Source organism: Streptococcus pseudoporcinus LQ 940-04, assembly GCF_000188035.1.
GTDB lineage: Bacteria > Bacillota > Bacilli > Lactobacillales > Streptococcaceae > Streptococcus > Streptococcus pseudoporcinus.
This window is the reverse complement of record NZ_AEUY02000002.1, coordinates 21,419-31,319: the sequence shown is the minus strand read 5'-3', so window position 1 is coordinate 31,319 and position 9,901 is coordinate 21,419. Positions and strand designations below refer to the sequence as shown.

The window sequence follows — 9,901 nt, the reverse complement described above, 5'->3', positions numbered from 1 at the left end:
ATTTCCTGTATGGTGTCAATATTTACAAAAAGTTACTATATGCATGCTCTGTTTGTAGGATGGCTTTGTATGCTTTTAGCATATTTTGGTTTTATCAAACAGAGCATAATTTATTTTATGATATATAGTTTTACTACATTTTGGTTATTAAAAATGATACCTAGTGGTGTAGTTATAATTTCACCAATGCTTTTGGGAATGTTGTATAAATTCATAGTTCCAATCATGGCAGGATTTTTAACTTTTAAGATACCATCAGGAAAATTAATTTCAATATTTCACAAATTAATGTTGCCACGAAATTTTGTACTTATATTAACGGTAATTATTCGATTTGTACCAACAATTGCTGGGGAATTTAGAACAATAAAAGAAGCTATGAAAGTAAGGGGATTTACAGGTAACTTTTTTCATATTTTATCAAATCCTTTGAGGACTCTTGAATATGCTATAGTTCCTTTAATTTTTCGTTCTATAAAAGTAGGAGATGAATTATCAGCAGCAGCGATTGTTAGAGGAATTGAAAACCCAATAAAAAGGGATTCATATTATAGTAACAAGTTGTGTAAATTAGACATAATTATAATAACTGCAAGCTTTGTTTTATTTATATTATGTCTTATATGAGAGGTGCACCATTGGATAATAAACTGGAAATTAGAAAATTATCTTTTTCGTATAATAGCAATAAAGATGAACAGTTGAAAGATATAAATTTAGACATTAAAGATGGTGAATGTTGTGTAATTATAGGGGAGTCTGGATGTGGAAAGTCTACTTTAACAAGAACTATAAATGGATTAATTCCAAATTTTTACGAAGGAAATTTAGATGGAGAAGTATTTGTTGACGGCAAATCTATTAGAAATTTAAAATCCTGGGAAATAGCAAAGTTAGTCGGTAATGTATTTCAAGATCCTAGAAGCCAATTTTTTGCCAATGAAGTTAATGGAGAAATTGCATTTGGACCGGAAAATTTGGGATATAAGCGTGATGAAATAATAAGAAGAGTAAATGAATCAAGTGAGAAAATGAATATTGATAAATTGCTAAATAATAGGATATACAATTTATCCTATGGAATTAGGCAAAAAGTAGCAATTTGTTCAGCAAGAGCCATTGAACCATCTATTTATGTATTTGATGAACCATCTGCAAATCTTGATTTGAAATCAATATATAAATTTTCAAAACTTGTAATGGACTTAAAAAATGAAGGAAAAACTATAGTAATTGTTGAGCATAGGTTATTTTATTTAAAAGGAATAGCTGATAGGTATTTATTGATACAAAATGGATCTTTAATAAATAGTTATAAAGCAGAAGAATTTGAAAAAATCAGTTCAAAAGACTTAAATGCATTGGGCTTACGCTCAATAAATCTTAATGATATTGTTGTAGATGACCACAAAGTTAAAGAAAAAGAAATTAGTAGTGACAATTCTTTTGATTTTGAGGTGAAAAATATTAGTAAAAAATATAAAAATAATTTCGTACTAAAAGATGTGTCACTTAAATTTGATAGCAATGAGACTATTGCTTTAGTAGGAATAAATGGAACAGGTAAAAGTACACTCGGTAAAATTTATTCTGGGATTCAAAATCAGACTGATGGAGAAATAAAGATAAATGGACTCAAAGCTAATAAAAAGATGAGGTTAAGCAAAGTGTGGTATATTCCTCAAGATTTAGACTCTCAATTATTTGGGGAAGATTTGATGGATGAATTATTAACTGGGTTAAAAAATAGAGAAGATTATATCACGAAAGCAGAGGAACTTTTAAAAAAAGTTGGATTATTTGATATAAGAGATAAGCATCCAGCGACTTTATCAGGTGGTCAAAAACAGAGATTGGTTCTATGCGTAGCTATGTTGAGAGAAACACCTTTTATTATATTGGATGAGCCGACATCAGGGCTTGATTTCAGGAGTATGGATAAGGTGGGGAGATTAATCAAAGAGGAACAAAAAAAAGGAACAAAATTTTTGATAATTTCTCATGATATTGAATTTATAGCAAAGACGTGTGATAGACTTGTAAAACTAGAGAATGGGATAATAACAGAAGATTTTTATATTGATAATATAGGACAGCTGTTAAGAGCTATGGAGGCTAAATAATTTAGGAGGTGCGTAATGGAAGTTTTAAAAAAGCATATAGGACAAATTTTATCATCAGTTATTATTGCTGTAATTGGTGTTTTTTGTAGTGTTGTACCATATTTTGCTTTAGCTAAGATTACTCAAAATATAGCAATTAGTAATACAGATTTAGAATTCTATATAAGACCAATTTTGCTTATTTTAGGTGGGTTAATAGGAAGTGTTATTTTTCATGAGATTTCAACTTTAATTTCTCACAATTTAGCATTTCGCATAATAGAGGATGAGAGGAAGAAACTTGTAAGAAAAATTAATAGATTATCAATGGGAGAGATTGAAAAACGATCTAGTGGAGAATGGACTCAGTTTATGGTAGAAACTTTGAATAAAATTGAGCAACCGATAGCTCATGTTATTCCTGAAGTAATAGCTAATCTTATCATTCCAATCGCTTTAGTAGTTATTATTTTTATAATGGATTGGAGGATTGGAATTGCAAATCTTATTACATTACCACTAGGGGTGTTATTTTCAATTCTAATGATGGGTGGATATGAAGAAAAATCACGAAATTATCAAGAAGCCGCAAAAAACATGAATACAACAGCTGTTGAATATATTAGAGGTATTCAAGTTATAAAGGCATTCAATAAATCTGCATCATCATATGGAAAATTTGTAGATGCTGTAAATAGTAATAGAGACAGTATGCTAAATTGGTATTTAAGTGTTTGTTTCTATATGACAGCAGCAATGGAAGTTTTACCATCAACTTTATTATTTGTTTTACCAACTTCTTTATACTTGTATATGAATGGAAGTATTGAAGTAGGCAATCTAATAATGTGTGTTTTATTATCTTATGCCTGCTACAAACCTTTGATTAAAGCTATGAGTCATATGGATACTATGGCGAATGTAAGAGTTGTAATAGATGAAATAAAAAATGTTATGGAGTTACCAGAGTTAGAACGAGGTAATGGAGAGGAAAAAATAAGATCATACGATATTAATTTTGAAAATGTATGTTTTGCCTATAATGATAAGAAAAAAGTTTTTGATAACTTATCCTTTAGTGCAAAAGAAAATAAACTTACAGCTATTGTTGGTTATTCTGGCGGTGGAAAATCCACTATTGCTAAGCTAATTGCGGGATATTGGAACATTAATAAAGGGAAAATATCCGTAGGAAATGTAAATCTTAAAGATGTTTCTCTTGAAAAGAACATGGAACTTGTAACCTATGTATCACAAGAAAATTATCTATTTAGAAAAAGTATTATAGATAATATGAGAATGGCAAATCAAAATGCTAGTATTGAAGAAATAAAAGACGCTTGTAAAAAAGCTTCTTGTCATGACTTTATTATGAGTCTTCCTAATGGATATGAAACCATAATTGGAGAATCTGGGAGCAACTTGTCTGGAGGAGAGAGACAAAGACTTACAATAGCAAGAGCTTTGCTTAAAGATAGCCCAATCGTTTTATTAGACGAAGCTACAGCATATTCTGATCCAGATAATGAAGCTGAAATTCAAAAATCTATAGATGCATTAGTTGAAAATAAAACGGTTATTATGATTGCTCATAGGCTTTCTACAATAATAGGAGCCGATAAGATCATAGTATTAAACAATGGGGAAATTGAAGCAGAAGGAACTCATAAAGAACTTCTTGGAAAAAGTGAAACATATGCAAAAATGTGGAAATCACACATAAGTTTATCAAACGATAGGGGTGAGTAAATGAAAGAATTAATTCACAAGTTATATTGGGTAGCTGGAAAAGAATCTTCCAAAATTAGCAAGATGTTTTTCTTTGAAGTATTAAAAAGTATATTTGAAGGAATATCCCTTGGAGCTACAATGTTGCTTTTACTTAAAATATTTCAAAATATATTTGAAGGAAGAAATATTACACAAGAAGACATCTATGTCGTATTTGCAATAGCTCTACTAAGTGTAGTAGGGAAAATATTATCTAGTTATATGGCTGATAGAAATAAATACATCGCAACTTACAATATGGGAGCAGAAAATAGGCTATATATAGGTGATCAGCTAAAAAAAGTGAATATGGGATATTTTAGCAGTAATCGCCTTGGAAACATTTCAGGCGGATTAACCACAGTTATAGGTGAACTTGAAACCGTAGGAGTTAATATAATAGAAACTTTATTTGTAGGGGTAATTCAAACTATAATAATGGCGATATTCATGATTCCATTTGATATAGTTACAGGTTCTATAATTTTAGGAACTTTATTCTTAGGAATGTTATGCAATGCTATCTTTCAAAAGAAATCAGACGAGTTGACTAAAAAATTACAAGCTTTAAAAATAAATCTAAATGCATCCACTTTGGAGTATGTTAAAGGTATTAGTGTTATTAAATCATTTGGAAAAAGTGGTGAAATGACTAAAGAATTGGACAGAGAGATTTATAAAAATAGAAGAGGTTTTATAAATGTTGAAAAAACTGTAGCACCTGCTGCTTTGATATTTCTAATTATATTTAAATTGGGGATTTGTCTTATTATATTTTCAGCTATTTACAGGTTTTGCATAGGAGAAATTGATCATTATAAATCTGTAATGCTTGTAGTGTCTAGTTTTATTGTTTTTTCTGGTTTTGAAATGGCTGGAAGTATGCAAAACGTTAGAGGAATAGCTATACAAAACTTGGATTCAATTGCTAAACTTAGGAATTTACCAACAATTTCAGAAGGCACAAGAACAAGCTTTGAAAAAGGAGATATAAATCTAAAGGACGTTGACTTCTCATATGACGAACAGAATTTATTTAACCGTTTAAATTTAGATATTCCAAAAGGTAAGACTACAGCAATTGTAGGTGGTTCTGGAAGTGGAAAAACAACACTTTGTAATTTGATAGCTAGATTTTGGGATGTAGATTCTGGAGAAATATTGATTGATGATAATAACATAAAAGATTTTAGGTATGACAATCTGTTATCTAATTTCACTTTTGTTTTTCAAGATGTATATTTGTTTGATGACACTATAAAAAATAACATTAAGTTCGGAAATCCAGAAGCTAGTGATGAGGAAGTTATTAATGTTGCTAAGCAAGCACAGTGTCATGAATTTATTATGAAGTTGTCAGATGGTTATGACACAGTTTTACAAGAGGGTGGTTCAAATTTATCTGGAGGAGAGCGTCAGAGAATATCTATAGCAAGAGCTATGCTAAAACCAAGCAGAATTGTTATTCTTGACGAAGCTACTTCAAGTGTAGATCCAGAAAATGAACAACAACTTATAACTGCTTTAAACAATTTGTTAAAAGATAAAACTGTAATTGTGATTGCACATAAACTTGAAACTATTAAAAATGCTGATCAAATTGTTGTTATGGATAAAGGAAATATTGAAAGTATTGGTAAACATAAAGAGCTTATGGAAAAATCACACATATACAAGAGCTTTATTGAGAAAAGAGAAAAAGCTACTGGTTGGAAAATTGAATAAAATTTAATAGAGGATGATTTTATGAAACAAGATATGAAAGAACAATTATTAACAAAAAGACCTATAGATTTACTTTTTCAATTATCTATCCCTGCTGTAATAGGAATGATAGTAATAGGTCTTTATCCACTAATGGATGGAATTTTTGCAGGAAATATTATAGGACAAACGGCAATGACAGCTTGTGGTGTAGCTATGCCACTTACCTTTTTCAATAGTGGAGTATCTACACTCATAGGTGTAGGTTCAGCATCAGTTTTATCAAGAGCTATAGGAAAGGGTGACCAAAAAACAGTTGATAAAATTATGGGGAATTTAATCTTTTGGGTTATTCTATTCTCATCAATTATTACAATAGGCGGAATTTTACTTGCACCACATTTTTTAGATATGGTTGGAGCAAGTGGAGAAATTAAAGAATATGGTATCAGATATTTACGAGTAATTTTCATTGGTTCTTTATTTGTAAACTTTACTCAATCAGCAAACATGGTTATGCGCGGAGAAGGATTAATGAAAAAAGCAATGCTCATTATGGGGCTAGGGGCTTTTTTAAACATAATTCTTGATCCCATTCTAATGAAATTAATGGGAAAATATGCAATTGAAGGGGCTGCACTTGCAACTATTACAGCACAATTTGTTCAAGCAATAATAACACTCCATTACTTCAAATATAAAAGTAAAGCAGTAAAAATAAATAAAATTAAACCTGATCAAGAAATAAAAAAAGAAATGTTTGGCGTAGGGTCATCTGCTATGATGATGCAAATTTTATTTATGATTCAACAAACAATGCTATATAAAATGTCATTTAAATATGGCGGAGATACAAATGCTATCTTGATGGCAGCAACACTTAGAATATATGCCTTTTCATTCATTCCACTTTGGGGTATGAGTCAAGGTTTACAACCTGTTGTCGGAACAAACTTCGGAGCAAAGCAATATGACAGAGTAAGGCAAGCAATGAAGGTATTTTCTATCGGAGGATTAGTTCTTGCATCAATATTTTGGATACCAGCATTAGCATTTTCAAAGAATATACTTTCCTTATTTGGAGTAGAAGAAAGTATTATAACTCAAGGGATAGGGAACTTTAGATTATTTTATTCTATCTTTATCCTATATGGAGTAATGGTAATGACTATAACATTCTTCCAATCAATAGGAAACGCTAAAAAAGCCGGCATAATAGTCATGCTAAGGCAGTTATTTTTATTCGTACCTTCCATGATTATTTTGCCAATGATATTTGGAGTAAAAGCAGTATGGTTTGCAGAACCCCTTGTAGATTTAATTATGATAATAGCTGGTGTAGTAATGATGTTTGGGGAATTAAATAGGATGGATAAAATTAGTTTGAAAAATTCAAGTAATGAATAATAAGTGGGTTTATTTAAAGGAATGGAGGGAAATATGCAAATAAATATAATTAAAGTACATTTACCTTTTTTCTTTGGTTTACGCTGTTTACAAGTTAGATAACTTAGTTAAAAAATTAAATACAATTACTATTAGAAAAAGAACACAAAAAGTATTTAGAGCAGGTGGACAAGAAAAACCACTTGCTCTTTTTTTTCATCATTAGATCATGACGGGAATTTTGAAGATAATTTAGAAGATAAAAATGTTGATGTAGAAAAAGTTGTAGCCACACAAATGAAGATTAAGAATAAAAAATGTATCAACCCTTACCTTTTAATCAGGATTTAGGTTGATACACAAAATTATTTACACTTCTTCCCTTATAAGCGTTAATCGTATATTAAGTTATTTTTTTAAATTATCTTCAAGCTCTAAGAACTTATCAAAATCACTTTTGTAGAGTCTATCTTGTATTATTCTATATTTTTCAAACTCACTCTCTGCGTGTTTTTTAGCAAGAGCTGCAGAGACTTTTCCTGCATCATTTAAGATTTCTTTATCCCATAACTCTAAAAATCCATTTAATCTTTTTTCCCAATCTTCCATTGTCATCGGGATATGTCTTTCTGCTTGTAGTTCTGCCATGTCCAAATATGATGAAACAATTCTTTGCATTTGATTTAATTCTTCTTCGTTTAAATAATTTTTTGCTACGACTACATCATATTTATGAATTTTTGAATCTGGAGATCCTTCCCAAGTAGTAAGTCCCATATTTTTAGTTTTATGATTGGCTCTATCTACAATTAATTCGGCTGCAGTTTTTCCATGAATGGCATAGTGCAATTTGTTTTGAATAGCTGCAAAAAACCTTTTTGTTGCTTTTGCAGATGGGTCATAGTCTAAAGATGTGGCATAAATATCTGTGATTTTTTGATAGAATCTTCTCTCAGATAATCTAATCTCACGAATTTTTACAAGTAATTTTTCAAAATAATCTTTGGTAAGTTTTGTGCCAGAATTTTTGAGTCTTTCATCATCCATTGCCCAACCTTTAATTGTAAAATCTTTTACAATTTGGTTTGCCCACTTTCTAAATTGGACTGCACGGTCGTTATTTACTTTAAAGCCTACTGCAATAATTGCTTGTAGATTATAGTGTTTTGTTTCCCTTGAAACATTTCTAGAACCTTCTTTTTGAACTATTAGGAAATTCCTAATAGTTGCTTCTTCTTGTAATTCACTATCGGCATAGATTTTTTTAAGATGTTCATTTATTGTGGCGACACTAACATCATAAAGAACTGCCATCATCTTTTGAGTTAGCCAAATATTCTCATCTTCATATCTAATTTCAATAGCTTCCTGGTCATCACCATTTGCTGCAATAAAAGTCAAGTATTCAGCAGCGGAAGATCTGATTTGAAGTTCTTTTTTTTCTTGATTTTCGTCTTTATTTTTATCCATTTCTTTACTCATAATTTCCTCCAAGTATAAATTTCATTCTACCTTTAAACACTGGAATACTAATTAAGAATACAATTACATAATGTATAAAGGAATTTATCATCATATTTTTTGTTATTGGTAATTGATGATAAGTTTGACCTATTATTTTAAAAGCAGCTAGAGTGTTTGTTATAAAATCAAGTGCCAACCATAGGGCGACTGATGATCCTATAAAAGCAATTATATAGTTTAAAAACTTACTAAATTTTGGTAGCTTTTGATTTATTAAAACTAGCAATATTCCATAAACTATTACTACTGTAATTGAAAGGGGAATAGCTAATTTGTTATCTAGTTTATCTTTTATGGATATATAAAATCCTAAACCTACAACTATAAAATCAATCAAAAATGCTGAGATTTTTACAGAGTAGGTAGTGATGAGATAGTAGAAAACTATTCCAGAAAGGATTAATAAAAAATATCCTGCAATAAAAATTCCCATAGAGTCTCCTAATAATAATCATCATGTTCAGGTCGATAGTTTTTAAGAAAATCTCCCTGAGGTGTATTAACATTAATTGGTTTATTAAACTTGCCCATTTTTGCTAACTCAGAAATTTTTAAATTTAGTAAATTTATATCCACACCTAATTGTCCAGCAATTTCATAATCACAAACTTGATCATTGATATTATCGAAGACATCTTCATCACTTATTAATAAATGAGCTGCAAAAATATTAGCTTCAGTTTCAAATTTATTTGTAGGGTTTAGCACTGTTTGATCATGAAAAGCTCCGCCACTCACACAATAATCTCTGTGTAGTTGATCGTGACCTAATTCATGTGCTAATATCGTTTTTCTATTAAAATTTGTGTTACTACTGATAAAAATAAATCTGTTCCTTTGAATATAATGGTACATTCCTAAAAGTATTTTTGTTTCAGGTAGATATACCAGGTTAATATTCAAAGCTTCTATTAATTCGATAGGATCTCGTGTCTTATATTTTTTTATAAGTCGATTAACCTTATCATATATATAGCGATTCATGCTCATAAAATCACCTAATCTTTTTTCTTACGACCGTATTTCTTGTTTTCTCTTTTAGCCTCCCAATAAGCACGAGTAATAGCTTCAAAAGCAGCATCTTTATCTTCGTCAGAAATTTCTCCACCAGCAAATAAAGAGCTTAGACCTTCTGTTAATGCTCTAGCTTTTTCTAATTCTCTTTTGCCACCCATGTTATAAACTCGATTTAAAAATTCGTCACTTTCTTCTAGAAGATAATTGTAATCACAGTCCATAACTTCAGCTATTTTTTTGTAAACCTCGACATCTCTTGGGTATCTTTCTCCGTCTTCATAATGTACAAGAGTTCTTGTACTTATTCCTATCATTTTTGCAAAATCTGCTTGACTTAACTTTTCTTTTTCACGAAATTCCTTTAATCTATCCGCAAAAGCCATAACTTTAACCTCCTG

At 30.2% G+C, this 9,901-nt stretch carries 9 protein-coding genes and 1 pseudogene; 6 read left to right on the top strand and 4 right to left on the bottom strand.

All coding sequences use genetic code 11. The features are described 5' to 3' along the window. The 6 genes and pseudogenes from STRPS_RS00315 to STRPS_RS10280 all read left to right on the top strand — a co-directional run. Positions 1 to 627: energy-coupling factor transporter transmembrane component T (locus tag STRPS_RS00315; protein WP_037598833.1), on the top strand; the 627-nt coding region annotated here is incomplete at its 5' end. 11 nt (positions 628 to 638) lie between these two features. Continuing rightward, positions 639 to 2,123 (top strand): ABC transporter ATP-binding protein, encoded by a 1,485-nt coding sequence (locus STRPS_RS00310; protein ID WP_007891043.1) that lies wholly within the window; start codon positions 639 to 641, stop codon positions 2,121 to 2,123. 15 nt (positions 2,124 to 2,138) lie between these two features. Continuing rightward, entirely contained in the window at positions 2,139 to 3,851 is a 1,713-nt protein-coding gene (locus STRPS_RS00305; protein WP_007891092.1) for an ABC transporter ATP-binding protein, read from the top strand. Beyond that, positions 3,852 to 5,597, top strand: a complete 1,746-nt coding sequence (locus STRPS_RS00300) for an ABC transporter ATP-binding protein (protein ID WP_007891026.1) — start codon at positions 3,852 to 3,854, stop codon at positions 5,595 to 5,597. Positions 5,598 to 5,618: 21 nt separating this feature from the next. Further along, positions 5,619 to 6,983: an MATE family efflux transporter gene (locus STRPS_RS00295; RefSeq protein ID WP_007891091.1), complete on the top strand. Its 1,365-nt coding sequence runs from the start codon at positions 5,619 to 5,621 to the stop codon at positions 6,981 to 6,983. A 134-nt stretch (positions 6,984 to 7,117) separates the two neighbouring features. Continuing rightward, positions 7,118 to 7,271 (top strand): annotated as a pseudogene (locus tag STRPS_RS10280) (sigma-70 family RNA polymerase sigma factor); the annotation flags it as partial. Positions 7,272 to 7,370: 99 nt separating this feature from the next. Here STRPS_RS10280 and STRPS_RS00290 read toward each other — a convergent pair. From STRPS_RS00290 to STRPS_RS00275, 4 genes are read right to left on the bottom strand one after another with little or no spacing between them, the layout of a single operon-like run. Further along, entirely contained in the window at positions 7,371 to 8,444 is a 1,074-nt protein-coding gene (locus tag STRPS_RS00290) for a virulence RhuM family protein (protein ID WP_007895928.1), read from the bottom strand. Then, positions 8,437 to 8,919 carry a ligand-gated ion channel gene (locus STRPS_RS00285; protein ID WP_007891069.1) on the bottom strand — a complete coding sequence of 161 codons (483 nt, stop codon included), beginning with the start codon at positions 8,917 to 8,919 and terminating at the stop codon, positions 8,437 to 8,439. Before STRPS_RS00285 ends, STRPS_RS00290 begins: the two co-directional genes overlap by 8 nt. A gap of 8 nt (positions 8,920 to 8,927) precedes the next feature. Continuing rightward, positions 8,928 to 9,476 carry an ImmA/IrrE family metallo-endopeptidase gene (locus STRPS_RS00280; RefSeq protein ID WP_007891063.1) on the bottom strand — a complete coding sequence of 183 codons (549 nt, stop codon included), beginning with the start codon at positions 9,474 to 9,476 and terminating at the stop codon, positions 8,928 to 8,930. 8 nt (positions 9,477 to 9,484) lie between these two features. Then, positions 9,485 to 9,886: a helix-turn-helix domain-containing protein gene (locus tag STRPS_RS00275; protein ID WP_004026815.1), complete on the bottom strand. Its 402-nt coding sequence runs from the start codon at positions 9,884 to 9,886 to the stop codon at positions 9,485 to 9,487. Positions 9,887 to 9,901: the final 15 nt, after the last annotated feature.

Coding starts and splice junctions, on each gene's coding strand:
- STRPS_RS00275 (WP_004026815.1), bottom strand. CDS start 9,886: ATGGCTTTTGCGGATAGATTAAAGGAATTTCGTGAAAAAGAAAAGTTA.
- STRPS_RS00285 (WP_007891069.1), bottom strand. CDS start 8,919: ATGGGAATTTTTATTGCAGGATATTTTTTATTAATCCTTTCTGGAATA.
- STRPS_RS00280 (WP_007891063.1), bottom strand. CDS start 9,476: ATGAGCATGAATCGCTATATATATGATAAGGTTAATCGACTTATAAAA.
- STRPS_RS00290 (WP_007895928.1), bottom strand. CDS start 8,444: ATGAGTAAAGAAATGGATAAAAATAAAGACGAAAATCAAGAAAAAAAA.
- STRPS_RS00295 (WP_007891091.1), top strand. CDS start 5,619: ATGAAACAAGATATGAAAGAACAATTATTAACAAAAAGACCTATAGAT.
- STRPS_RS00305 (WP_007891092.1), top strand. CDS start 2,139: ATGGAAGTTTTAAAAAAGCATATAGGACAAATTTTATCATCAGTTATT.
- STRPS_RS00300 (WP_007891026.1), top strand. CDS start 3,852: ATGAAAGAATTAATTCACAAGTTATATTGGGTAGCTGGAAAAGAATCT.